Raw genomic sequence first — 23,682 nt, 5'->3', positions numbered from 1 at the left:
GCGCCCCAACGCCGGCGGCGTCAGCCGGCAGCCGGCGACGCGCCTCTTCCTCGGACTTGCGTTTCGATTCGGCTTCGCGCGCGAGACGCTCTTCTTCCTCACGCTTGCGCGCGTCGGCGGCGGCGCGCTCCGCCTGTTCGCGCTCCTCGCGCTCGTTGCGCGCCTTGGCGTCGATTTCCGCGCGGCGGCGATCTTCCTCTTCGCGTGATTTCGCGTCGACCAGCGCGCGGGCGCGCGCTTCGCGTTCCTCATCGGTCAAGGCGCGCAGCACGACGCCGGAGCCAGAGCGCGGCGCGGGCGCGGGACGTTGGGTGGCGGATTTCGGCGCGGCCTTCGGCGGCGGCGCCGGCGACTCCGCGATCGGGGCCGTCGCGCCGGCCGGCTTCGCCGGTTCGGCCTGACCGGGCGCGCGACGCTTCACCTTCTCGACCACGACCACTTTTGAGCGGCCATGGGAGAAGCTCTGACGGACCATGCCGTGCTCGACCGGTCGCTGCTTTAAGTGCAACGTCTTCGACGGCGCGACGGTCAGAGTTTTGTCGCCGCTGTTCTCGCCTTCGCTCATCCAGTTCCCAATCCTGGGTCGCTACGACCCGTTAATTTCACTCTGCGCAGCCGTCGTTCGGCTCCGCTTCGATTTCGTCGCCCGTCGCCGTCGCGCCGTCGATGCATACGCCCCGATAGGCTGCGAGTCGACGGCATCGCCCGATGAAAGCCGTTGTCGGACCGCCCCCGGCGAGGGCAGCATGTATCACATTTGTGCGGCCCAACGCCAAATCCAATTGCGCCGACGAAAATAGGCCGATGACGGGGGTCGTCGATCCAGCGCGCCGGGCGGCTTGGGCAAGCTTGCGCTTGCCGTCTTCGCCGCCGTCGCGCGCTTCGAGAAGGGCGCGGACAGAACCTTGCGCGAGGGCGTCGGCGACCTTGCCGAAGCCCGCCACAACGCAACCCGCCTTATTGGCGAGCGACAGCATCTGCAGACAATCGGCTTCGAGCAATCGGTCGACGTCCTCGGCCAGTTGCGGCGCGGCGTCGATCTGCGTCTTCAGCGCGCGCGCGAATAGACGCTTTTGCGCCGCCTGCGCAACGACCTCGGCGCGCGCCGTCACCCAGACGCCGCGGCCAGGGAGCCGCGCCTTGATGTCGGGCGCAAGCGCGCCATCCGGTCCGCGCACGAAGCGGATCATCGCCTCGGGCGCGCCGCTCTGGCGCGTCACGATGCAGGTCCTCTCCGAAACATGCGGCTCGCGCATCATACCCTCGATCAATCCGCTATTCGCCTTCCGCCTGAGCTTCAGCCTCGACTTCAGGGGTCGCCACCGGCTCCTCGATCCAGCCTACGCGCACCCGCGCGAACATGATCATCGCTTCAGCCTCTTCACGCGACAGGTCAATGCCTTCGAAAAAGCCCTCATGCTTGACCGTCTCGCCATCCTTCTTCTCGCTCCAGCCGACGAGGTCGTCCGGCACGCAGCCGGCGAAATCCTCCATTGTCTTCACGTCGTTCTCGCCGAGCTTGACCATCATCGCGCTCGTCAGGCCCTCGATCTCGCGCAGTTCGTCGGCGACGCCAAGCGCCTTTCGGCGTTCTTCGTTCTCCGCCTCGATGCGCTCCAGATAATTCTTGGCGCGGTTCTGAATTTCCGCGGCGGTATCCTCGTCGAAGCCTTCGATCGTCGCGAGTTCGGGGAGATCGACATAGGCGAGCTCCTCGACCGAGCGGAAGCCCTCGGACGCCAGCAGCCGGCCAACGACCTCGTCGACGTCGATCGCGTTCATGAACGACTTCGTGCGCTCGACGAATTCCTTCTGCCGACGCTCCGACTCTTCGGCCTCCGTGAGAATATCGATGTCCCAGCCGGTCAGCTGCGAGGCGAGACGCACGTTCTGCCCGCGCCGCCCGATCGCCAGCGACAGCTGATCGTCCGGCACCACGACCTCGATGCGTGAACTGTCCTCATCGAGGACGACCTTGACCACTTCCGCCGGCTGCAACGCATTGACGATGAAGGTCGCGGCGTCCGCGGACCAGGGAATGATGTCGATGCGCTCGCCCTGCAGCTCGCCGACGACCGCCTGAACGCGGGAGCCGCGCATGCCGACGCAGGCGCCGACCGGATCAATCGAGGAATCGCGCGACACCACGGCGATCTTGGCGCGCGAACCGGGATCGCGCGCGACCGACTTCACCTCGATGACGCCGTCGTAGATCTCCGGCACTTCCTGCTTGAACAGCTTCGCCATGAATTGCGGATGAGTGCGAGAGAGGAAGATCTGCGGGCCCCGCTGCTCTCGGCGCACATCATAGACATAGGCGCGGGCTCGATCGCCCGGGCGGAACATTTCGCGCGGGATCATCTCGTCGCGGCGGATAATGGCTTCGCCGCGGCCAAGATCGATGACGACATTGCCGTATTCGACGCGCTTGACCACCCCGTTGACGATTTCGCCGATGCGATCCTTGTATTCTTCATATTGGCGGTCACGCTCGGCCTCGCGCACTTTCTGCACGATGATCTGCTTTGCGGACTGCGCGGCGATGCGGCCGAAGTCGAAAGGCGGCAGCGTTTCGGAGATCCAGTCGCCGGACTGCGCCGCCGGATTGCGCTTGCGCGCTTCGGCGAGCGAAATCTGCGTCGAGTCGTTTTCCACCTCGTCGACGACGAGCAGCAGTCGCGAGAAGCGGACTTCGCCAGTCTTGGGATTGATCTCGGCGCGGACCTCGGTTTCCTGGCCATAGCGCGAGCGCGCCGCCTTCTGCAGCGCGTCCTCCATCGACGCGATGACGATCGAACGGTCGATCGACTTTTCGCGTGCGACGGCTTCGGCGATCTGCAAAATCTCAAGTCGGTTGGCGCTGACGGCCATTGTTAGTCTCCCCTCGAACGGCCGGAGGGCTTTGGTTTGCCGCCGGCCTTCTTGAACTGGGTTTGAACGCCGGCCGGAGCCAGCGGTTTTTGCTTCTTTTGCGCGGGACCGCGAAAGCGTCCCGGTCCGCGGCGCGGACGTTCCTCCGCCTCCGCCTCCTCCTGCTTCTCTTCAGTCTGTTGGAGCTTTCCAGCCCGCAGCGACTCGCGAATGAGCGCCTCGGTCAGCACCAGCCGGCCTTCGTCGAGGTCGGCGAGCGGCAGCGACACGGCTTTTTCTTCATCCGAGCGCGCGTCGGTGCGCTCCAGCGCGAGCGTCGCGCCAGGTCCCTCGCCTTCGACGCCGCGAATGACGCCGCGAAAGCGCTTGCGTCCGCTCGCGACAGGATGGGTCAGTTCGATCTTGACCTCATGACCGATGGCGCGGTGAAAATCCGACAGACGCACCAGCGGACGATCGACGCCCGGAGAAGAAATCTCCAGGCGATATTCACTGGCGATGAGATCGGCGACGTCGAGTTCGGGCGACAGCGCCTGGCTCGCCGCCTCGCAATCATTGACGGTCATCGTTCCGTCCGGACGCTCCGCCATGATCTGCAGAGTCGGCCCATTCTGCTGTAAGAGCCGCACGCGCACGAGTCGGTAGCCCAACTGCGCCAGCACCGGCTCTACAAGATGCGCCACGCGCGCGGCGACGCCGGTCTCACCGACGAGACGCGGTTCGTCAAAGGTCGTGCTGGCGGCGGCGTTTTGCGTCAAGCTTTGTCCTTGAAGCTCTCGAACGATCAAAGCAAAAAGAGCGGGTCCCCGGAGGGCCCCACTCTCAATCGGCGATCATCCGAGAATGATCGTTATGAGATGAAGTTCGGCCCTATATCGCACAAAATCGCGAAAAATCAAGACATCTTAAAGCCAATCGTTCAGCCGATCGTCGCACGTCGCACGCAGGGGCGTAAGCCCCCCACCGTCGAGGCCGTTGAATTCACATGTAATTTTGCGAGAACTGCGCGCGAGCGTGCATGTTAACCTCGCGCCCCAGAGTTTCCCGCCGGGTCTGACGTAATTCTTTGATTGCGGTCGTTGGGGCGCGGCCGCCAATGCGACATTGTGGAGATTATTATCAAAGCGCTTGATGCGCGTCCGCCCGAATCGCGGACGCGACATCGCCGGGAAATCTTCGGGTTTCATGACGTCTACGCCGATGACTCTCGCGCAGGCGATCGAGCGTTCTCTCCTGATGATCGCCGAATGAAATCCAGTTCAGTGGGGAAGTAATCGGGCGACGCAGGCGCTGACGGAGTCGCGCCATTTGGGCAGCGCGACGCCGTAGCTGGCTTCGAGCTTGGCGTTGTCGAGCCGTGAATTCGCCGGACGGCGGGCCGGCGTCGGATAGTCCGCGGTGCTGATGCGCTTGACGCGCACGGGCTTGCGGCCCTGCTTCTCCGCCGCGGAAAAGATCGCGTCCGCCATATCCGCCCAGCTTGCCTCGCCCCGCCCGGTCATGTGGAAAACGCCGCGCAAACGCGGATCGGAATCGTCGACCAGCCTTTCGGCGATGGCGAGCAACGCGTCGGCGATGTCGAGCGCGTTCGTCGGATTGCCGATCTGATCGGCGACGACGCCGATTTCATCGCGCGTTTCGCCAAGACGCAGCATCGTCGTGACGAAATTCGCTCCAAACGGACTGTAAACCCAGGCGGTGCGCAAAATGACCGAATTTTCGCAGCGCGCGGCAATCTGCTTTTCGCCTTCGAGCTTCGAACGTCCATAGGCGCCGGTCGGGCCGGGTTCGTCGTCTTCGCGATAGGGGCGATCGAGCGTTCCGTCGAAGACGTAATCGGTCGAAAGATGCAGCAGCGGCACCTTCAGTTCGGCGGCGGTTTCGGCGACGAAGCCCGCGCCCGCGCCATTGATGCGCATCGCGACGTCGGGTTCGCTCTCGGCCTTGTCGACCTGAGTGTAGGCGGCGGCGTTGACGATGGCGTCGCAGCGCACGCTGCGTAGCGACGCGAGAACCATGTCGCGCGAGGAGAGGTCGAAGCGCGGACGGCCGAGCGCGAGCATTTCGACGCCTCTCGGCGCGCGCTCGATGAGGGAGCTGACGACCTGGCCGGTGAGCCCGGTGACGGCGATGCGCTTCATCTTGCCCACTGTACCCAAAACCTCCGCCAGATCACGCAGCCGCGGCCATTTGCGATCCTTGTCCGACAGCGCGGCGCTTCCGGCGGCGGCCGGCCACGCGATCCCGATGTCAGGGTCGTCCCAGGCGACGCCGCAATCATACTGCGGCGAATGGAAGTTCGTCACCCCAGAGGCGCGTCGATGAAAATCTCGATGAATTCCTGCCGGAAGCGAAGGAGAAGCGATTCATCCGGTGTCGGCTGACCGGTCGATAGACGGCGCCAGTCTTCGAGCAACGCCGAGAGCGCATTGTGCAAGCGTTTGGCGCTCCCTTTTGGATCGAACCACCAATTCGCGCTCGACGGGAGCCCTTTCGTAACTACCACGGGAAGAGCCTATCGGTGATTGACTGAGCTTCATTCTGCTGCTCCCCGGGAACGGAGACGCCTATCCACTTATGTTGAACTTGTTCCAGATGCGCCGATGGATCGTAAGGCATAACGTCGAGGTCGAGAGTCGCATATGAGAGGCGCCCGATCGCCGCAAGCGCCGCATAGGAGCCCACAACCCTGTCTCGTTGCGCCGTCACAAGATTCACGCGAGCGGTCAGCAGCGCTTGTTGCGCGTTCAGCACGTCGAGCGTCGTGCGTTGTCCGAAGGCGGCCTCGTCTCTGACCCCGCGCAGCGCCACCTCAGCGGCCTTGACGGCTTTCATGTTGAATGAAACGGCGGCCTTCGCTGTCGTGAATTGACTGAAGCCCTGAATAACCGCCGCCCTGACTGAATTCTTGATGACGTCAGCGTGAATTCGCGCCTGACCAAGCTGCTCCTTCGCCTGCCGTATGGCCGAATACTCGCCGCCGCCTTGATAGAGCGGCACGTTCAATTGGCCAAACACCTGTGCGCCAAACTACCGGGTTTTTGGATAGCCAAAATAAGAATCGAATTGTTGAATGACTTGAGCGCCGACCGACGCCGTCGGCAGGATCGCGCTTTCCGCAATTTTGACGGCCGATTCTCCCGCATCGATCTGGTGAACTGCGGCGACAATGGAAGGGTGACCTGCGAGAGCGACCGCAATTGCGTCGTCGCGGCTTTCTGGAAGAAGCGCCTCAAGCGAGCGCGCCGGTTGCAGCAGCTTGGGCTCCTCGCCGACCGTTTGATGATAGACCGAGGCGCTATTTTCGAGCGCGCCGAAAGCGGCGGCCAAATCGGCTTGGGATTGGGCGAGCGCGGCTTCGGCTTGAGCCACGTCTGTGCGGGTCACTTCGCCGAAATCGAAGCGATCCATTGTCACCCGTAACTGTTCGCGCAGAACGCCGATGTTATTCTTCTTGAGACGAACGACAGCGGCGTCGCGAAGCACATTCATATACGCGGTCGCGCCCTTTAAGAGCGCCTGCTGCTCCGCGTCACGAAGAACTGCCCTCGAGGCCAATACGCCGGATTCCGCTTGACCTAGACTAGCGCTCGTCTTGCCGCCGTCCAACACTGGCAGCTGAAACGCGAAGGTCGCATTAAGCGGTTTGCCCGAATATTTGTCGCTCTGATATTGTCTGCTGCTGAACTGATCAATTCCGGCTGGAGCGCGGATCAGCGTTCTCTGCGGCCCCCCCGTTGCGGATATGCTCGCTTTTGGCCGCGCGTTGGAATAGGCCTTTGAGATCTCTTCGTCATGCACGCGAACATTCGCTCGCTGTTCGCCGATTTCCGGGTTTGTCGTGTAAACCTTCTCTAACGCGCCGGTTATCGTATCTCCACGCGCCTGCGCCGGCGCATAACATATACAGCACACAATACAGGCTAGAAGAACATGTCGACGGCGCGGCTGATCGCTCGGCGCACGCGCGCACATTGGCGTTTTTTCAAGCCTGCACATTGAGCTAAAATCACCTTTCCTTCATCGCGCGAGACGCCACTTCGAGCAGTGGAGAAAACAAATATTCGAGAATGCGGCGCCGTCCGGTCTTTATCTCTACGGTAACGCCCATGCCTGGAGACAACGGAACGTCGACGCCATCGATATTCATCGTCGAACGCGCCGAGCGAAGGGTCACCGGAAAGACGAGATTTTGAGTGCGTTGCGCGCCGCCGAAATAGCTATTCTTGGCGGGCCGCGCCGGATTGCCTTCGAGCGCCTGAGCGTCAGGCTCAGGTATCGCGTCATGCGCAACACGCGTCACCGTCGCGTCAAGCGAGCCATAGCGCGTGAAGGGAAATGATTCCACCTTCACAACAGCTGGCTGATCCTTCTTTACAAATCCGATGTCCTTGTTTTGGACATAGCATTCAATCTCAAGTTCAGCGTCATCAGGCACGATCCGCATGAGTTCTTCGCCAGTCGAAAGAACCTGATTTCTTGTGGTGACCGACAGACCAAAGACTGTCCCAGAGATCGGACTCCGAATGGTCATATGCTCGGTTTTCTCATGCGCCTTCTTATGCCTTTGTTCAAAATCATCGATCTGACGCTCTGCTTCGCCCAGCTTTTGTTCGTTCTCAGCGACAAATGCATCCACTTGCTTTGCGCGCTCCTGTCGCAGCACGCGGCTCGCGGCCTGAGCTTCGGTGAGCTGCCCTTGTTGGGTCGCAAGGTTGGTTTGCTGGACCTGCAACGCCTCGATCGAATCGATGACCGCCGCCCTTGGCGTCGATCCGCGGGCGAGCAGGCCCTTTCTCATAAGGACGCGCTCTTTGAGAGTCGCGAGCAGCGATTCCTGACTCACAATCATATTTTTGAGGCGCTTCTGTTCTTCTTCTTTTTGATCAAGCTGCGCATCGATGCTCTTAAGCGAACTCAAAAGCTGTCTTAAATCCCCTCTGAGGATGCGACCTTCCCGCTCCTTGAGTTGGTCTGGAATTTCCGTCGGCCACTCAACGGCTATTTCTTTGTCGTAAGAATTATTCGCGATCGCGTTCAAGGCGGCCTTCCGGCGCGCTTTCTCCGCGACATAGGCCAGGTAGACGATCGAGGAACCCCTTTCGTCCGCGGCGGCTTCCGCGGGATCGAGCTCCACCAAGACCTCTCCGGCAGTGACATGCCGCCCGTTCTCTGCATGGATCGCGACCACGCGGCCGGTCTCAAGCGGTTGGATCGTTTTTACGCGGCCGGCAGGCTGAATTTTCCCCTGCGCAATTGCGATGATGTCGATATGGCCGAAATACATCCACGTCAGCGCGACGCTCAACAGCAAGCAGATCGCCCAGAGCAGACCAATATGCACAGGCGACGGCGGCGTTTCCAGAATCGAAATGGCTGCTGGAAGAAACTCTCCGTCGGAACGCGCCCACTTCACGAGCGCGAGCCGTTCCGCCGCAGCGCGAAGACGAGGCAGACCGTCACCGCTTGGCTCCGTAATATTGGCTCTCCTCTTGAGCCGCATCAAACGTTTTCCAAATCGTTCTGAAGAGACCAGAGGTGAGCGTAGAGACCGTTCGGATTGCGGATGAGTTCCTCATGCGCGCCGATCTCTTGAATGCGCCCGTCGCTAAGACTGATGATTCTGTCGCATCTCCGGACGGCCTGCAGACGATGAGCGATGATGATAACGGTGCGGCGCTTGACGATCTCGAACATGTTTTTCTGGATGATGCGCTCGCTTTCGTAGTCGAGGGCGCTGGTCGCTTCATCGAAAATGAGAATCCGAGGATTGATCGCAAGCGCGCGAGCAATGGCGATTCTCTGTCGCTGTCCGCCAGAAAGATTGCTTCCCCGTTCCTCCACCATGGTGTCGTAGCCATTGGCAAGCCGACTGATGAACTCATCAGCCCCGGACATTTTTGCCACGGCGACGACTTGAGCCCGAGACATCGCAGGATTGGCGAGCGCGATATTATCGTGAAGACTGCGGTTGAAGAGCAGGTTCTCTTGCAGCACGACGCCTATCTGCGAGCGCAGCCACGCCGGATTGACCTGCAGAATGTCAGCGCCGTCGACAAGAATCTGCCCCTCTTCAGGCGCATAAAAGCGCTGAATCAATTTTGCGAGGGTTGACTTGCCTGATCCGGAGCGCCCGACCACGCCGATCACTTCTCCCGGCTTTATTGTAAATGAGACGTTTTTCAATATTTCAGGCGAACCAGGCCGGTAACGGAACGTGACGTTCCTAAACTCGATCTCGCCCTTCGCGGGCGGCAAACTCCCATGTGCGAGATTTAACGGCTCCATGGGCGCATTCAGGATATCGCCCAGACGCTCGATAGAGATCTGTACCTGCTGGAAATCTTGCCAGATTTGCGAAAGCCGCAAGATTGGTTGCGCGACTTGCGCGGAAATCATGTTAAACGCGACGAGCTCTCCAACAGATAACTCGCCGTCGATAACCGCCTTAGCGCCAAAGAGCAGCAGCAGCGCGTTGGTGAGCTTGCTGATGTATTGAATTGCCGACTGGCCCCCCGCCCCCAGCAATCCAGTATCGAATGATTTCGATACATATGAAGCAAGCTTTTCCTCCCATTGCGTTTGCATTGAGGGCTCGACAGCGGTCGACTTGATTGTTTGCACGCCAACGACCGCTTCCACCAACATCTGCTGGCTCTCGGCGCCGCGATTGAACTTCTCCTTGATCATTTCTTGGAGGATCGGCCGAATGAACGCCGCGACGATAAGGTAAAGCGGGATCGACGCAATGACGATCAGGGTTAACTTCCAGGAGTAGGCCCAAAGTACCGCGAGAAAGACGATGGTGAAAAAGATGTCCAAAAGCGAGAACAAACCCTGACCCGTCAAGAAAGACCGAATCGTCTCGAGCTCTCTTACGCGCGCCACCGTCTGCCCGGCGGACCGCGTCTCAAAATACGCCATCGGCAGATGGAAGAGATGAAAAAACAGCCGGCGTCCGAGTTCAACGTCAATCCGATTGGTCGTATGCGACAGCGCATATGTGCGCAAATACTGAAGCACAACGTCGAAAACGCCGATGACCGCCAACCCGCCGATCAGAACGAAGAGCGTATCATAGCCCCTGTGGCTGAGGACCTTGTCGATAACGACCTGGAAGAAAAGCGGCGTCACCAGCGCAAAGATTTGCACAAAGAACGATGCGACGAGGACGTGAAGCAGCGGCCGACGATAGCGCCAAATCGAAGGAAGAAACCAGCGAAGACTAAAATGTTTGGGCTCGACGCCTAGGCCGCCGAGTCTACGAGAAACAAGAATGACCGCGTCGATCGTCTCATGAATTTGATCTAAGGGAAGGCTACGATCCGAGCGCGTGATCGGATCGACGAGGCGATAATCGCCAGACGGCATTTTGCCGCCAAAGACTTCAAATCGGCCAGCGCGCGTTCGAACGATCGCAGGCGAAGGGAGAGCGGCTAGCCTTTGCTTATGTATGGGACGAATTAAGCGCGCTTTGAGTCCGATAAGAACGGCGGCGCGCACGAGATCTTCGCAACTGATGCTCTTGCCGTGAAGCGCGAGTTCCCGCCGGATCTGATCAGGGCTCGCGACAATGCGATAGTACGCGGCGATTCCGCAAAGGCCTTGCAACCCGGAGTCTTCATGGCGCCCCGCTGATTCTTCACGGGGCGTTTCTTCGGTCGGCGCGGCTTCATCCTTCGCAGCGTCGTGCATTTGCAACCGAACCTTAAATCTATGATCCGCTTCCGGTTATTCCCTCCGGCCTCACATGTAAAGAGACTTCGCCTACACATGTCTGACCTGCTGAACCGACCTGATGGCAGGAACAAATATGAAGTCGCCGGAAGGCCTTGCGCAATATCAACGCAGCATCGCGATAGCCAAGAAGAGTCACAGAGAAAGCGATGAGACATCATGCAAGCTCAATCGCTGCATTCCGCCAATCGATCGCCCCAGAACCGACGCCCGCTCTTTCCCAAAAGACATTCATTTTGCCCATTGGGGTTTCGCCGGCGCCTCCTCTGTTACACGAATTGCACCTGCGACTGAGTCAGACTCGACAGGGCGACATTTTGGAGCGTGATGGTGTTATTCGCGTCGAGCGTGATGAGCGTATTTGCCTCGTGTTGAGATGAAGCGGCAAGAAGATGCGACCAATCCGCAAAGATTGCATGATCAAATTGCAGCGTGTCCGACGCGTCGAAACCGGAGATCACATCCGTCCCGAACCCTGGATGGAACACGAAATTGTTGTTGTTGCCATTCTCCGTGATCGTTGATGATCCGAGAAGGGTAATGTCATTATTTGAACCGTTGATCGTATCGGTGTCGCCGGCGGCAATGTTGACCTTGCCGCCACTGATGTTGATCGTATTCGTATGATTCTCCGTGCCATAGATCGGGAATGGCCATCCCCATACCCAATACCAGCCAACCACGACAGTGCTAATGACGCCGCCTGCGACGTTCACCGTGGAACCGCCGCCGGCATTAACGAGGTTGTCGTGACCCACGACCGACAACGTCGCGTTAACGTCGGTCGCGAGCTTATTGGCTGATCCAGTGACCGTCGCGCTGGCGGAGGCGTCGACGGTGACGTTTCCGGAGTTCACGGTCAGTTGATTGCCGGTCCCTGTCACGGCGACCGGATCATCGGAGCCGTTGACCGTGACATTTGTGTTCGATTTGAGGGTGATGGCGTTTCCGCTGGACGAGACCGTACCGCCAGATCCATTTTCGAAAATCACGGGGGTCGAAGCCGTGTTGACCGTTGCGCCCGTATTCGTCACGTCGATCGCAGTGACGTTGACGCCGCCAAGGCTCGCATGATCGATTGTGCGCGCAACCGAATCAAGTAAATCCGCCCTTGAAATCGTCCCGGCGGTCAGCATGCCGGCCCAGGTTTGAGACTCCGTCGACGTCGGCGCTCGGCCATAGACGTTGGTAAAGACGAGATTGACGAAAGCGGCATCGGTCGTCGTTCCGTATTTCGTCGCGAATTCCGAAGATGCGATGAGTTCGCCGGCGATCTGCACCTCCGTCGCCGATCCGTTGAGAATCCGCGGCAGCTGCGCAGCGATTTCAGCGCCGGTCATGTTACGCTTTAACGCAGCGTAATAGAGTTGCCCCAGAATATCCGTCGCAACCTGCTTATCGGTCGTGTGATCGATAGACACGAGTTGGCCGCCGCTCAACGTGTTGTTTGTCGTCTCATGGACGTTGCCGTCGGCGACATGTTCGGAACCTTCCGACAGGGCGACGGCGATGTCGGCGCGCGTAGCCGTCCCGGCCTTGAGCTGAGAGAGATATTTATTCAGCTCCGCGAGCGTTGCGTAGCGGCCGAGAGCGTTCTGGGACATCTGTTCAATGAATTCGGCGTCCGTCAGAGCGCCATATTTGCCGATAAATTCGGTCGGCGGCGGCGAGCTCCCTACGACGATCGTCGCTGGCGGAGCCGCCAAATAGGCCTTGTTCGTCATGACATCGGCGGCGAGCTTATTGAGATTGAACTCCGCACCAGCGCCGCTCGTGGTAATATAGTCCGCGAGAAACTGCTTTTCGCTCTCGGTCATGTCGCGATTGAGAAGCGTGTCATACATCCGCTCGGCCATTGCGACGAACTTTTGCTCGGAAGCAACGTCAATCGTAATCGACTTGGCCCCGCCGCCGTTGTAGGTGCTGAATGTGTATCCATACAGACTAAAGGTCGATGTTGGACTTTCATTCCAGACCCAGGTGTCCACGCCATTCTCGTCGATCGAATGCGACGCATAAGCGCCCAGATATCCCGAACTGAGGCCAAGGAGGTTAATCGAATAGCTGTCTGGGGATGTTACGTACCAAGCATAGCTTCCGTTGGAGTTCGGAACGTAGACCTTCGTGCTCGTGACGTCGACGCTCTTGATCGCTAGGCCAACGCTCGGGATAGGGTTGCCATAGACGTAAATTGGCGGGCCCTGTTGCCATCCGATCCCCGTGCCGGTTTCACGGGAGGTGACGATCAATCCATCGGCGCTTGTCGTCGTCGTGACCGTCGTCGTCAAGCCCGGATGCGCATAGGTCAAGGAGAGCGTATCGGTCTTCGCGCCGTCTGGCGCAACCGTGATCGTCTCGTTGACGTCTGGGATCGCCCCGTAGCTCCTGGTCACAATGTTCGTCGTCAAGCCATTCGCGCTCGTCGCCGTAATGGTCTGATCCTTGATCGTTCCATCAGCGTAAGTGTTGGTGATCGTGCGCGTGCTGCTGCCGTCGGCTTGCAGCGCGGTGACATCATTCTGCGTCTCAAGCGATGTTCCGCGACCACTCACATCGATCTTCGACACTTTGGTAAGACCATTGGCGCTCACCGTCGTCACTGTCCGGTCGCGCAAAATTCCCGCGGAGCCGTAATCGGCGACCGTGATCGTTTGGCTGCCGTCGGCGTTAATCGCGGTCGTCTGGCTGCGGCTCAAATCGACCACGCCATCGCCGTTCGAATCGATCGAGATTGTCTTCGACAGCTGATCGTCGCTCAGCGTCGTGCTGATTTTCGAGGTCAACGCGCCGGCGGCGGTCGTGTCCCAAACGATGTCGGAGGTCGAGCCGTCGGCGTTGCGCGATTTGGTGTCAAAATGATCGAAGACGCCATCGCCGTTCGTGTCCCGCTGAAGGGCCTGCGTCAGGCCGTCACGGCTGGTCGTCAAAACGTCCTTCTGGCGCAGCGTCCCGTCCATGTTGAAATAGATAAGGGTCTCGACCCGGCTGCCGTCGACATTGGTCGTTGTCGCATCCGTCACGTCAAACCGCCCGTCGCCATTGACGTCGGTTTGTGTCGTCTTCGAAAGGCCGCTGGCGCTCGTCGACGTGACGACCTTGGTCTGGAGCGCGCCGCCCGACGTCGCCGACACGGAGACCGTCTCCGTCGTCGAGCCATCGGCGTTCAGAACAGTCGTGTCCGTCGCATAGGAATTGAGCGTCTCATAGCCGTTCACCCCCGTACGCTCGGTCGTCACGATCAGACCGCTCGCGCTGACGGTCTTCACGATCCGCTCGACGACGGCGCCGCCAGTGGTTCCGTTGTAGTCCGTGTAGGTCTCCACACGGCTGCCGTCGCTGTTTAAGACGGCGACGTCGGTTTCCGTGCGGTCGACGGCTCCATCGCCATTATTGTCATACGTGACGGTCTTCGCCAGACCATTGGCGCTGGTTGTCGTGATGCGCTTGCTCTGCAGCGCGCCTGTTCTGGACAGGTCGGAGAGCGTGTCGATAACGTCGCCATTGGCCTGGAGGGCGATTGTTTCGGTCTGATCGGTTATTCCATCGCCATTGACGTCTCGGTTGATCGAGGTGGTTTTGCCGTCGGCACTCGTCGTCGTGACGGACTTGCCCCTGAGCGCGCCATTGGCGTTCGTCTCCGAATACGTCTCCATCTTCGAACCGTCGGCGTTCAGCGCGGTAATATCGGCAGTCGTCGTGTCCCATGTTCCGTCGCCATTGACGTCCGTCTGGACTGCCTTCGAGAGCCCGTTCGCGCTCGTCGAGATGACCGTGCGGGCGCGCGTCGAGCCATTCGCGTTCAGGTCGGTGACGGTCTCGCTCGTGCTTCCGTCGGCGTTCAGCGCGGTCACGTCGGTCCGGGTGACATCCCACACGCCGTCGCCATTGACGTCCGTTTGTGTTCGCCCTGACAGGCCATTGGCGCTTGTCTGAACGACAGTTTTGTCGCGTAGCGAGCCGTTGGGATTGTAATTGACGACCGTATCGACAGTGTAGCCGTCCGCGCCGACCGAAATCGTCTCGACGCTGTCGTTTTGCCCGTCGCCGTTGAGGTCGCTCGAGATCGTCTTCGATCGGCCGTCTGCGCTCGCCGAAATTGAGATCTTGTCCCTCAGCGTCCCGTCGCCATTCTTGTCCGTAATGGTCTCCACTCGGCTGCCGTTGGCGTTCAGCGTGGTGACGTCCGTGCGAATTCGGTCGACGCTCCCATTGCCGTCGAGATCCACGGAGGTCGTGACGGAAAGCCCATCGTCGCTCGTCACGACGACCGTTTGCTCGCGCTTCGTCCCGTTGGCGTTGACATCAGTGACGGTTTCGCTCGTGCTTCCATCGGCGTTGAGCACGGTCACATCCGTCGTCGTCACGTCGTTCACGCCGTCGCCGTTGACGTCGGATTGCGTCGTGACGGACAGGCCCGTGGCGTTCGTTGTCGTAACGACCTTTGACCGCAGGGAGCCATTGGCGTTCTTGGTCAACACTGTTTGGGTCCGACTGCCGTCCGTGTTAAGCACGGTCGTGTCCGTAACCGTCGTGTCCCACACGACGTCGCCGTTCACATCGCTCAGAGCGTTCTTCATCAGGCCAGTGGCGTCGACGGCTGAAATTGTCCGGGCGCGCAAGGTTCCGTTCGGATTCAATTCCGCGACCACCTCGGTCGTGACCCCGTGCGTCGCGGTCGCAACGCTCTTCGTGACGTCCGTCACGCCGTCGCCGTTCAAATCCGTGGTTGTGGTCACCGTCTTGTGGTCGGCGCTGGTCGACACGAATGTTTTCGAGCGCAACGATGCGTTGCCGTTCGTCTGCGTGATCGTCTCCGTGCGGCTGCCGTCCGCATTGACCACCGTCACATCGGCAATCGTCTGGTCGATCGTTCCATTGCCGTCGATGTCCAGCTGCGTCGAGACACTCAGCCCATTCGCGCTCGTCGTCGCAATCGTTTTGTCTTTCAGCGCGCCATTGTTGGCCTTGTTGGCGGTCGTCCGCGTCGACGAGCCGTCCGCGTTCTTTACCGTCGTCTCCGTCGTAATGAGATCGATGATGGCGTCGCCATTGGCGTCGACCTGGCTGGTTCGCGTCAGCCCGTCGGCGCTCGTCGAGACGATCGACTTGTCGATGATGCTGCCATTGCTGTTGTATCTGGCCGTTGTGTCGACGCTCGAGCCATTCGCCGCAACGACGATGGTTTCGATGCTGTCCCAGATCGCGTCGCCGTTCTGGTCGATCTGGATCGTCCTCGAACGCCCGTCCGCCGCCTTGGCGATCACCGTCTTGTCGCGCTTGGAGCCATCCGCGTTCAAATTCGTGACGGTCTGCGTCCGGCTGCCGTCGGCGTTGATCGTCGTGACGTCCGTGGTAATCACGTCCCAGACGCCGTCGCCATTGACGTCAGACTGCGTCGTCTGTGACAGATTGTCGGCCGAAAGTAGAATTTTCGTCCGATCGCGGAGCGAGGCGTTGCCATTATTGTTCGTGGTCGTGGTCGTGTAGGAGCCGTCGGCGTTCTTCACGACGACTTCCGTGGTCGTCAGATCGGTCGTTGCATTGCCGTCGAGATCGAAGGCTGTCGTCTTCGAAAGTCCGTCAGCGCTGGTGGTCTTCACCCATGCGTCGCGCAGGGAGCCATTGGCGTTCGTCTCTCTGACCGTCTCCGTGCGGCTGCCGTCCGCGTTGACCACAATGGCGTCGTTCGTGGTTAAATCGAAAAGGGCGTCGCCATTGGCATCCGTCTTCGTCTGGCTTGTCAACCCGTTCGCGCTCGTCGTCACCACCGTTTTGTCGATGAGCGTCCCGTTGACGTTCAAATTCGAGACCGTGTTGGTGCGAGAGCCGTCGGCGGCCACGACGATCGTCTCGACGCGAGTCCAGGCGCCGCCGCCATCCGGGTCGGTCTGGATCGTGATCGACTTTCCGTCTGCGCTGGTCGTCGTCGCCCGCCGGGCGAGAACCGCGCCGCCCGCCGTCTTGTCGGTCACCGTCTCGGTCTTCGAGCCGTCGGCGTTGACCACCGTAACCGAGGTCTGAATCTGGTCGATCACCCCGTCGCCGTCGAGATCGACCGACAGCGTTTTCGTCTTGCCATCCGCCGAGGTCGTCAGAATCCGCTCGCTGGCGAGGCTCCCATCCGCATTGAGCGACTTATTGTCGATGGTCTTCGAGCCGTCGGCGTTTTGCGTCGTCGTCGAGCGCAAGGCGGCGCCCGCAGCGTCATAGACGAGAGTCACCGTCGCCGCCGTTCCCGTCGTTCCGTTGGTGCGGGTGAAGGTTGTCTGGCCGTCGATCGACGAGCCGTCGGCGAATGTGCGGGTTGTCTGGTCCTCGATGAGATTGATCGAGGCGATCCCCGCCTGCGCCAGCGTCTGCAGCGTGCGCGTGCCGTCGGCGTTGCTGACGATCAGCTTGAACTGCGAGAATTTCGCGTCGCTGGCGCTGAGCTTGCCGTCATGGTTGGTGTCGAACACGTCGCGCAGCGCCTGCATATCGGAGGTCGCCGTCGGGTCCCATTGCGTGAAGTCGATTTCATTCTGCTGGTCGATCTTCCCGTCATTGTTGGCGTCATAGGCCAAAAGCGCGTCGCCTGGGGCGGCCCAGGCGGTCAGATGCTGATAGCCGTCGCCCGCCATGTCGAAATAAGTATTCGACGACGTCACCGGCGTCAGCTGCACGCCGTCGCCGTTCAAATCGAGCGCCACGGGAAAGATATCGCTGAAGAAATCGCCGATGCCGCCGAAAATATTGTCGAAGAAATTGCCGATGCTCGAAAACACCGCCTTCGTATCCGACCAGAATCCCCCGAACATGCGGCCGAGGTCGCCGAGGCTGTTGAAGCCGATCCCTCTCTCCGACCCGCCGCCATCGAAGGGCAGCACAGGCTTTCCGAAGTCGGGCAAATTGATATTCTGCCCCTGATAGCCCCAATTCGAGCTGAACATGAGGCCGTCGTTGATGAAGCCTAAGGAAAAATTGGCCGAACCGATGACGTTCCCCAGCGCGCTCGTCGCGTCGTCGAAGAGACCGCTCAGCCCGCTCGCCGCCTCGCCGAAGAGACCGCTTCCGAAGCCGGTCGTGACTGAGTTTCCCGAAGAGACGGAGTAATAATTCACGTTTCCTGGCAGATTGCCGTCGCCGTAATGCTTGCCGAAGGAGGATGCGTCGGGCGGCGTTAAATCAAGCTGGGATTTCGCTGCGTCGAGGTTGATCGACGCTGAGCCATTCGGCTCCAGAGAAGTTCGCGCGGACGAAGGCACAAAGACGCTATCATAGATCGCGCCACTGAGCTGATTTAGCGAAAGGCCACCGAGCAAGCCGCCAAAAAACGCTCCGACAAACGCGCCCGGGGGCCCCGCGAATGCCAAACCGAGCAACCCGCCCGCTGCGGCGCCGCCAAAGCCGCCGGCCGTGCGTCCGCCAAACTGTGCGCCCGCCCGAACTGCTCCGAATGTATCACCTGCAGAATACTTATCTCCTAGTTCTTTGGCAGTCACCGCGGCGTCGACGCTCACACCAAAAAGCCCCGTTGCCTTGCCCAACCCCCGTAAGAGATTGTTTCGTTCCAGCGAAGCCAAATCGTGAGTCAGTTGGTAAAGCGTTCCGCCAGGATTCGAACCGGTCAACGACCGATAACCTACTTTGCTCTCGCCCCGGAACTCATCGCCGCCGAAAACCCCCCACTTATAACCAACAACATCGGAGCGTCTAGCTCCGTCTATAACTCTGGATGTTACTAGGTCGAGCTTATTGAAAAGGGCATCAACTGCGCTCTCGCCCAGCCGGCCAACTTCATAGGGGGTCAAATTCCGCGCATATGGCATCAAAGCATTGCCAGTAGAGACTTGGATTCCCGCTCTCTCTAAAGCCTTTACCAGAGGGACGGAAAACCCGTTTTTACTGCCATATTGGCTGTTGAATTGATACCATCGAACAACCAGTCGTGGATTGGCCTGCAGTATACCGTAGCCCGTCACCGCGAACAGATCGCCGATCTTCTGTTCGCCGCCCAGGCCTGAATTTGCGCGCGGCTCCGGCGGCGCGAAGGTCATGCGAATGCCGAGAACGGAAAGAGCGTCCTGATCGGTAGCAGACATAATACGGACTCCTGAAAAGCTTAATCGCGCGTCATCTCAAGTTTCAGTGGTGTTATGTGCGCCGCGAGCCGAATGTTCACCTCAGCTCCAAATGCGAATAGGGAATTGGTGGAGGCGCGTTAGGATCGGCCCAGAATTTCATCCGCCTGACGAATTCATTGTCGTCGCCCCACTGTCGGAAAAAGTCCTCTTTTCCATGGCTGGGGAGCCACTTGCCTTCATGACGGGAGCGGCTTCCGTCGCAACAATTGAAAACTTCGAACGCCATGTAGAGCGGGTAGATATCGTTGAAGCCAGGATGATGCGGATGAACTCCAAAAATACAGGGATGATAATAGCCCATCATATCGCGCGCCCCGCGCTTGCCGTCGCCAACAAACAGTCCCCATCTGGCATCAGGGTTGAATTTAATGATATATTCACCGGCGAAGACGCTGAGGTCATGGATGACGTTCATCCCAGCGTATAAGCCCTTCCAGGCCGGCTCGTAATACCCCAGCGCATAAATCGTATCACAATGCCGGGGAGGTATAAGGAATCCGCCGTATCGGAGTAGCCAGACATCCAGGGGCGGGAGTCCCTCGGGCGCCAGTTGCAACTGAATGGAAAACTGCGCGAGGAGTCGTGCAAGGTAAGCGATCCGACTAGTTCGCTGACCCATGAAGAACTCGAAATTGGCTTCCGCTTGCGCCCGCTTGAGGTTTTTCCCCCGAAAGGGAGGCGCATATTCTGGGTAATCGCGCAAGCGCCCCCACAATTTGCGTCTGTCGAGTTTTCGGGTGATGAACTCAAGCATGGAGCAGCAATTTCCTTGATCGACAGTCGGGCGATCGGAGCGAACACAAGCTTTTTCCGCTAGGAATCGACCAGCGCGCCAAGTGCGAAGAGCGCAACCGCCAACGCGACGACGGCAAAGGTAAAGAACGTCTGAGCGATCGCGATTGTGCCGCGCGCATCAGGGTTTCATTATCGGGCAGTCGGTCGCTTCGCAACATGACGGTCGCAACTATTGATTCATTACACGCGAATTCGTCATTGGAATACCACTTGATATCCGTAAAGATGGAGGCTTGAGTTCCAGCACGTTCACGCCCCCTCCAACGTGTCACAGCAGCTTCTTGAATTTTCGGATTCATAAAGGCGATAGACCGGCTGTCCGGGCACAAAGCCGGACGTTTCATGCCGCACGACGATCTTCGTCCCCGCATCCGGCCCGATCGTATCGCCGTCCTTGATGACAGGCCCCGCCTCGATCAGATAGCCGGCGAGATCGAGCATCAATCCGTTGAGCTGGCGCGGGTCGCCCTTAAAACCTTCGGCCTCGATTTCCATGAGGCCGAAGGCGGCGAGTCCGCGCGTCGCGCCCGACACGCCGCCATCGGCGTCGCGGCTGAGCTTGATCGCCACGCAAAACGGAACAGGCGGCTTCTGGTCGCCGGGCGCGATGGTTTGGGCGACGAGCGGCGCCGGCCAAAGCGAGTCGGAACTCGCCCAATGAACGGCCACGGCGTCCCTCGCCGCGTCAACGACCGCGGCGACCAGCTGCCCGTGTAACGCCGCGCGGCGCTTGGCGTCCGCGCCGCCGCTGACGCTCGGCAACAGATGCGCTTTGTGTGTTGAAACCGCCTCCCACGCGTCGGGCCAATACCAGGTGAATTGCACGCAAGGATCATCTTTCGAAATCGGGCACGGCGCGTCGACCTTCCCGACAGCGAACATGTCGTCCTCATGGAGGAAAACCAGCGTTCCGTTCGGGTCGGCGAGGATTTCGGGAGGAATGACGATAGCCGGAATCCGCGCCTTTATCGCCTGCGCCAAAAACGCATTGCTCGGAAACTCCTCGCCGGCCGTCATGACGATCGCCAGCGTCGATTCACTTGTCGAGGAGGGCATGACTATTCTCTCGCGCGTCGTTTACGCTTCGCGGTCGCCATCGGCGACCGGGCGAACTATTTCACGCCGCCGCGAGGGATGCGCAACAATGCGATTACGCCCTGCAATCGAGATTCTTCCGGAGCCGCCGCGCTTTAAGCATCAAAAAATTCCTTCGGAGGCGCTCAATGGATTTCGGCCTTACCGGGCCGCGACGCTAGCGGAGCTATTGCCACAGTCAAGCTCAAATCGCGACGCGTGCAGCCTAAACTGTTCGCCCGCCGTCAGATTTTTGTCATGCACTCTGAAGAGACGTCTGTTTTTTATGGGTTTAATATCGTCACGCAGCGTTCAGATAAGTAAATCGGGATTTTTTCACCCTCGTTTGGGAATTATACAGCTTGACCCCGCCCGCCGTCCCGTCGATCGGCGTCGCGACTGTGGAGCCCTCGGCGTTGGTGACGATAAGCTTGAACTGCGAGAAATTCGCGTCGCCGGCGCTGAGCTTGCCGTCATTGTTGGCGCCGAACACGTTGCGCAGCGCCTGCATGTCGGAGGTCGCCGTCGGGTCCCATTGCGTGAAGCCGATCTCGTTCTCCTAAAAAATACTTCGCTTTTCCGGGTTTGCCTACCGCGCCCCGCTTACGATTTCTCGCCAATACCCGACGCATCAAAATGATCCCGCTTGATATCACCGAGTCTATTTAGTAGCGTTTGGAACTCAGAATGTTTCAAGTAAATACTGCCTACTGTATCACCACCGCTAATTATAATTATACCAAATAGACCATCGTGATCTTTTCTGCACTCTACTGTCAGGCAGAACCCTCCCCGTCTGGATATCTGTACCTTGTCAACAAGCAAGCTATTTTGCCTTGGATCTGGAAAAATATCTTTCAGGAATTTGCTAAAAGAAGAAAGAAGGCCCATATAAATTTCCTCAGCTTTCTAACTCATATTTTGCGCTTCGAAGGTCAGCCGCAGGCGGCGACCTCTTCATTTGGAGCAGAGGAGAAGTTCGGATTATTTTGCAACAGAGGGAACAAAGCTGATTACGGGCCGTAACGCTAGCGGAGCTGTTGCCCCAGTCAAGCTCAAATCGCGACGCGTGCATCCTAAATTGTTCGCCCGCCGTCAGATTTGTGTCACGCAGTTGAAGAGAAGTCTGTTTTTTATGGGTTTAATACCGTCAAGCCGCTTTCAGATAAGTAATTCGGGATTTTTTCCCCCTCGTTACGGAATTAAATGGATTGACCCTGCCCGCCGTCCCGTCGATCGGCGTCGCGACTGTGGAGCCGTCGGCGTTGCTGACGACCGATTACACCAACGCCATCTTAACGCTGTGCTCCACGCTCCTCCTAAGCCAAAGTAATAATCGATAGCGAAAGTTCCCGTGCTCGCGGTAAAATTCGTGCGCCTGTAATCCATTATTGCCTCCCCGCTGATTGGTATGTATATCTAATCGCTATTCGTGGTGGTCGCCGCCATCAAAAATTGACCAAAGCACGTGAAAACACGCAAACCCGACCGCCCAACTCCCCAAACAAAGTGATAATTTTGTTAAGAACCACGTCTTTGCCACAAATAACCTATCTATACTTGTTGCATACGGGTTAAACTGAAAAATTGGAAACAGAAATGTAATAGCAATCAGATAACAACCGAATAAGATACTGGTTAAATTCCAAAAATTTGGCGGAACGCGCCCTGCTGATAACGCTCTATTAATCAGAATTGGAGGAATTGCCCACCCAATAAGCATGAAAAATGTTATAACTATAAAGCTATACAATATAAAAAGCCATTCGAATGAACATACTTCCTGCAATGTTAAATAACGGTATTGTATGAATGCCTGAATCATTGGGGCAGCAGATAATAAACGAAGCGGCTCACGACAAAAATCCGCGCTAGACGCCATAATTGGAACAGCAATCCCGAAGCCCCCCGCTACTATCATGAATATGCCAAAGGCTCTTTCCTTGACGGAAGTAACCTTCTCCGGGAGTCCGTCTCCCTCACCTCTCAATCCGCTAGGAATGCGCCGTTCCTGACTAGAATTTTTATACATAGTTCTGCCGGAGGTGAGGTTGCCTGGGTAAATGCGCGCAGCGCGTGGCCGTTATATTAAAAAGATCCGTCGAAGCGGAGCCTTCGTTCTTAACCGCTCCAGCCAGGCTCAGCGAGCAGCGAATCGCATTCCTGCAAGCGCTCCCTATTCGCGAGCTTGAAGATGGCGGACGCACATCACCCTCGTTGCGGGATTATACAGATTGACCCTGCCTGCCGTCCCGCCGATCGGCGTCGCGACTGTGGAGCTGTCGGCGTTGCTGACGATCAGCTTGAATTGCGAGAAATTCGCGTCGCTGGCGCTGAGCTTGCCGTCATCGTTCGCATCGAACACATCGCGCAGCGCCTGCATGTCGGAGGTCGCCGTCGGGTCCCATTGCGTGAAATCGATTTCGTTCTGTTGGTCGATCTTCCCGTCATTAGTAAGCGCTGTTGCGGCCACACCTTCCAACGGACGCTGAAAGCAGCGAGTCTGATCTCCTGACGGAGATAAGGCTTGTGTCCAGACTTGATCATACGCTTGAGCCTAATCGCGACGCTGTTCGGCGGATCGAAGTGATCGCGGGCGGCGGCGAGCGCCGTCGTCGTTGGTCGGATGACGAGAAGGCGCAAGCGGTCGAGGAATCCTTGGCGCCCGGCGCTGTCGTTTCGGAAGTTGCACGCCGCCGCGGACTGACGCCGCAGCAACTATTTTCCTGGCGACGCGAAGCGCGGCGGAAAGCGGCGTTGTCCGGAGGCGCGCCCTTCGCGCCTGTTGTTGTCGAGGCGCGGGACGAAGCATCGTTACCGCCTGTGCCGTCATTATCGGAGAGCAAATCCGTCGCTGCGCGGCCGCATGTGATTGAACTCGATATTGACGGCGCGAGCGTCTGGGTCTGGCGCGGCGCGGATGTGGCGATGATCACGGCGATTGTCGGCGCCTTGAAGAGGCGCGCATGATCGGCCCGACGGGCGCGGAGGGTTTGGCGGCTCTGGTGCGCGAGACGATGCAGGCCGATCCCTTCGACGGCGCCATTTATGTTTTTCGCGCCAAGCGGGCGGATCGGATCAA

Annotated in this window: 17 protein-coding genes and 1 pseudogene; 3 read left to right on the top strand and 15 right to left on the bottom strand. The window is 58.9% G+C overall.

The genetic code is table 11. The features are described from left to right. The 13 genes and pseudogenes from NEI07_RS18510 to NEI07_RS18450 all read right to left on the bottom strand — a co-directional run. A partial coding sequence (locus NEI07_RS18510; RefSeq protein WP_256036686.1) for a translation initiation factor IF-2 associated domain-containing protein occupies positions 1 to 565 on the bottom strand: 565 nt, incomplete at its 3' end. Positions 566 to 602: 37 nt separating this feature from the next. Continuing rightward, positions 603 to 1,256 carry an RNA-binding protein gene (locus NEI07_RS18505; RefSeq protein ID WP_256036685.1) on the bottom strand — a complete coding sequence of 218 codons (654 nt, stop codon included), beginning with the start codon at positions 1,254 to 1,256 and terminating at the stop codon, positions 603 to 605. A gap of 19 nt (positions 1,257 to 1,275) precedes the next feature. After that, complete coding sequence (nusA, locus tag NEI07_RS18500) at positions 1,276 to 2,871, bottom strand: transcription termination factor NusA (protein WP_256036684.1); 1,596 nt, start codon at positions 2,869 to 2,871, stop codon at positions 1,276 to 1,278. Between the two features lie 2 nt (positions 2,872 to 2,873). Continuing rightward, positions 2,874 to 3,629: a ribosome maturation factor RimP gene (gene rimP / locus NEI07_RS18495; RefSeq protein WP_256036683.1), complete on the bottom strand. Its 756-nt coding sequence runs from the start codon at positions 3,627 to 3,629 to the stop codon at positions 2,874 to 2,876. A 501-nt stretch (positions 3,630 to 4,130) separates the two neighbouring features. Further along, positions 4,131 to 5,177 (bottom strand): dTDP-4-dehydrorhamnose reductase, encoded by a 1,047-nt coding sequence (gene rfbD / locus NEI07_RS18490; RefSeq protein ID WP_256036682.1) that lies wholly within the window; start codon positions 5,175 to 5,177, stop codon positions 4,131 to 4,133. Continuing rightward, positions 5,174 to 5,377, bottom strand: coding sequence for a hypothetical protein (locus NEI07_RS18485; protein WP_256036680.1), 204 nt, complete (start codon positions 5,375 to 5,377; stop codon positions 5,174 to 5,176). The genes rfbD and NEI07_RS18485 overlap by 4 nt, the downstream gene beginning before the upstream one ends. Continuing rightward, positions 5,371 to 6,846: pseudogene (locus tag NEI07_RS18480) on the bottom strand (TolC family outer membrane protein). Before NEI07_RS18480 ends, NEI07_RS18485 begins: the two are co-directional and overlap by 7 nt. Before the next feature lie 34 nt (positions 6,847 to 6,880). Further along, positions 6,881 to 8,374: an HlyD family type I secretion periplasmic adaptor subunit gene (locus NEI07_RS18475; protein ID WP_256036679.1), complete on the bottom strand. Its 1,494-nt coding sequence runs from the start codon at positions 8,372 to 8,374 to the stop codon at positions 6,881 to 6,883. Continuing rightward, positions 8,374 to 10,566 carry a type I secretion system permease/ATPase gene (locus tag NEI07_RS18470; RefSeq protein WP_256036678.1) on the bottom strand — a complete coding sequence of 731 codons (2,193 nt, stop codon included), beginning with the start codon at positions 10,564 to 10,566 and terminating at the stop codon, positions 8,374 to 8,376. Before NEI07_RS18470 ends, NEI07_RS18475 begins: the two co-directional genes overlap by 1 nt. Positions 10,567 to 10,877: 311 nt before the next feature. Next, entirely contained in the window at positions 10,878 to 17,852 is a 6,975-nt protein-coding gene (locus NEI07_RS18465; protein ID WP_256036676.1) for a DUF4214 domain-containing protein, read from the bottom strand. A 913-nt stretch (positions 17,853 to 18,765) separates the two neighbouring features. Then, positions 18,766 to 19,485, bottom strand: a complete 720-nt coding sequence (locus tag NEI07_RS18460; RefSeq protein ID WP_256036673.1) for a hypothetical protein — start codon at positions 19,483 to 19,485, stop codon at positions 18,766 to 18,768. A gap of 290 nt (positions 19,486 to 19,775) precedes the next feature. Further along, positions 19,776 to 20,582 (bottom strand): DUF4261 domain-containing protein, encoded by an 807-nt coding sequence (locus NEI07_RS18455; protein WP_256036671.1) that lies wholly within the window; start codon positions 20,580 to 20,582, stop codon positions 19,776 to 19,778. Positions 20,583 to 20,901: 319 nt separating this feature from the next. Further along, complete coding sequence (locus NEI07_RS18450; protein WP_256036669.1) at positions 20,902 to 21,111, bottom strand: hypothetical protein; 210 nt, start codon at positions 21,109 to 21,111, stop codon at positions 20,902 to 20,904. Positions 21,112 to 21,353: 242 nt separating this feature from the next. Between NEI07_RS18450 and NEI07_RS18445 the strand changes: the two genes are divergently transcribed. Next, on the top strand, positions 21,354 to 21,626 hold the full coding sequence (locus tag NEI07_RS18445; RefSeq protein WP_256036666.1) for a hypothetical protein: 273 nt from the start codon (positions 21,354 to 21,356) through the stop codon (positions 21,624 to 21,626). Positions 21,627 to 22,026: 400 nt separating this feature from the next. On the opposite strand, the gene NEI07_RS18440 is transcribed toward NEI07_RS18445, so the two are convergent. Further along, positions 22,027 to 22,632, bottom strand: a complete 606-nt coding sequence (locus tag NEI07_RS18440) for a hypothetical protein (protein ID WP_256036664.1) — start codon at positions 22,630 to 22,632, stop codon at positions 22,027 to 22,029. A gap of 144 nt (positions 22,633 to 22,776) precedes the next feature. After that, positions 22,777 to 23,073 carry a hypothetical protein gene (locus tag NEI07_RS18435; protein WP_256036662.1) on the bottom strand — a complete coding sequence of 99 codons (297 nt, stop codon included), beginning with the start codon at positions 23,071 to 23,073 and terminating at the stop codon, positions 22,777 to 22,779. 56 nt (positions 23,074 to 23,129) lie between these two features. Between NEI07_RS18435 and tnpA the strand changes: the two genes are divergently transcribed. After that, positions 23,130 to 23,570, top strand: a complete 441-nt coding sequence (gene tnpA, locus NEI07_RS18430; RefSeq protein WP_407659943.1) for an IS66-like element accessory protein TnpA — start codon at positions 23,130 to 23,132, stop codon at positions 23,568 to 23,570. Continuing rightward, on the top strand, positions 23,567 to 23,682 hold a 116-nt coding region (gene tnpB, locus NEI07_RS19810), incomplete at its 3' end, for an IS66 family insertion sequence element accessory protein TnpB (protein WP_407659944.1). The genes tnpA and tnpB, both read left to right, overlap by 4 nt.

The organism is Methylocystis suflitae (genome assembly GCF_024448135.1).
Taxonomy (GTDB): Bacteria; Pseudomonadota; Alphaproteobacteria; order Rhizobiales; family Beijerinckiaceae; genus Methylocystis; species Methylocystis suflitae.
The sequence above is the reverse complement of the archived record's forward strand: the minus strand, read 5'-3'. Positions and strand labels throughout refer to the sequence as shown.

Bases quoted from the DNA above. Each gene is read 5' to 3' on its own strand.
- NEI07_RS18460 (WP_256036673.1), bottom strand. From the start codon at position 19,485: ATGCTTGAGTTCATCACCCGAAAACTCGACAGACGCAAATTGTGGGGG.
- NEI07_RS18455 (WP_256036671.1), bottom strand. From the start codon at position 20,582: ATGCCCTCCTCGACAAGTGAATCGACGCTGGCGATCGTCATGACGGCC.
- NEI07_RS18470 (WP_256036678.1), bottom strand. From the start codon at position 10,566: ATGCACGACGCTGCGAAGGATGAAGCCGCGCCGACCGAAGAAACGCCC.
- NEI07_RS18505 (WP_256036685.1), bottom strand. From the start codon at position 1,256: ATGCGCGAGCCGCATGTTTCGGAGAGGACCTGCATCGTGACGCGCCAG.
- NEI07_RS18450 (WP_256036669.1), bottom strand. From the start codon at position 21,111: ATGCAGGCGCTGCGCAACGTGTTCGGCGCCAACAATGACGGCAAGCTC.
- nusA (WP_256036684.1), bottom strand. From the start codon at position 2,871: ATGGCCGTCAGCGCCAACCGACTTGAGATTTTGCAGATCGCCGAAGCC.
- NEI07_RS18440 (WP_256036664.1), bottom strand. From the start codon at position 22,632: ATGTATAAAAATTCTAGTCAGGAACGGCGCATTCCTAGCGGATTGAGA.
- NEI07_RS18475 (WP_256036679.1), bottom strand. From the start codon at position 8,374: ATGCGGCTCAAGAGGAGAGCCAATATTACGGAGCCAAGCGGTGACGGT.